The sequence below is a fragment of the Paenibacillus sp. OT2-17 genome (genome assembly GCF_009827695.1).
Lineage (GTDB): Bacteria > Bacillota > Bacilli > Paenibacillales > Paenibacillaceae > Paenibacillus > Paenibacillus polymyxa_B.
The window spans coordinates 1-1,577 of the sequence record NZ_WUDQ01000722.1; the positions used below are offsets into that span (position 1 = coordinate 1).

Sequence of the window (1,577 nt, forward strand, 5' to 3'; positions counted from 1 at the left end):
CACTGGCTGGGAACAGATCATTTGGGCAGAGATGTACTATCGAGAGTGATAGCTGGACTTCGGACGACTGTCGGAACCAGTTTATTGATTTTGGCCGTTTCGCTGGTTGTCGGGGTCCCTCTTGGTCTGCTTTCAGGGTTTATTGGAGGCTGGATGGATCGTGTATTCAAACGGGTGGTCGATGCCTTCATGACATTACCTGATTATATTTTTGCCATTGTACTGAGCGGTTTGCTCGGACCAGGCTTAGTAAATCTTATTTTCGCGGTGACTGCGGTAAAATGGGTTGGTTATGCGCGCCTGGTGCGTAGTACCGTTCTGGCTGAAAAGCAAAAGGATTACATTTCGTTATCCATACTGGCGGGTACCTCCTCCCTGCGGATTGTCATGCGGCATATTCTCCCCCATTCAATTGGGAATGTTCTTGTGCTGGCTACGCTGGATATCGGCAAAATCATTTTAATGATTGCCTCCCTATCTTTTTTGGGCTTAGGTCCACAGCCGCCAATTCCCGAATGGGGTACGATGTTGAATGAAGGACGAGCGTATTTTCAAATGGCTCCCCACCTGATGCTGGTTCCAGGGATAGCTGTCGTGCTAACAGTGCTACTGGCGAACGTATTGGGAGACAAACTGCGCGACCGTTATGATGTTAAAACCCGGACAGAGGAGTGAGCTGTACATGCTGACTATTGAAGGCTTAACGATTCGGACAAATGTAAAAACGATTGTAGAGCAACTGAAGCTTGCCGTTCGTCCGGGGGAATGGTGTGCTCTAGCCGGCGAAAGCGGTAGTGGCAAAAGCATGACGGCATTTGCTATCGGCGGCCTTCTCCCCTCTTCTGTTACAGCGGAAGGAATTATTGCGTGGAAGGACAATAATTTGCTGGATTTATCCGCTAAACAACGACGTTCTTTGCTTGGTAGTGAAATATCTTACATTTTTCAAGACTACCACGGGGCTTTCACCCCCTTTCTGCGTGTGGGCAGCCAACTGGACGAGCTGATGCGCGCCCATGGCAAACAAGATCGCAAGGCACGTAAGCAACGCTGTATCGAGGTGCTGGAGCGCGTACAGCTTCCCGCCGAGCGTGTGTACCGCAGCTATCCGTTTCAGCTCAGCGGCGGTCAATTGCAACGGGCAGCTATTGCGGCTGCACTACTACTGGAGCCGAAGCTGCTTATTGCCGACGAGCCTACAACTGCGCTGGATACGCTCACAGCTCATCGGGTGCTTCAGCTCATTGACCAAATCCGGACGGAGACGGGTATTTCCGTCTTGTGGATCACTCATGACCTGCGTCATGTACGCAAGTATGCAGATCGAATCGCAGTGATGCGCGAAGGTTCACTAGTTGAAACTGGTGAAACGCAAGCGGTGCTGAACCATCCGGCCCACCCGTATACTCGTCGTCTACTGGCGGCTATTCCACCGCTGTCTCCGGGCGCTCCAGCACGTTTGCCTTACAACAGCACTGAAACAGAACGCATTGGAAAGGAGCGCTTTACATGAATAATCAAGCCGCCTACGCTCAGCAGCAAGACACGTCTAATGCTGTCGTGACCGTCTCCGGTTT

The 1,577-nt window shown here is 51.4% G+C and carries 1 protein-coding gene and 1 pseudogene; both read left to right on the forward strand.

Features of this window, described 5'->3' with window-relative positions:
- Window positions 1-675: nickel transporter permease (gene nikC / locus GRP75_RS26480; protein ID WP_160790837.1), on the forward strand; the 675-nt coding region annotated here is incomplete at its 5' end.
- Between the two features lie 7 nt (window positions 676-682).
- A pseudogene (locus tag GRP75_RS26485) lies at window positions 683-1,517 on the forward strand (ABC transporter ATP-binding protein).
- Window positions 1,518-1,577: the final 60 nt, after the last annotated feature.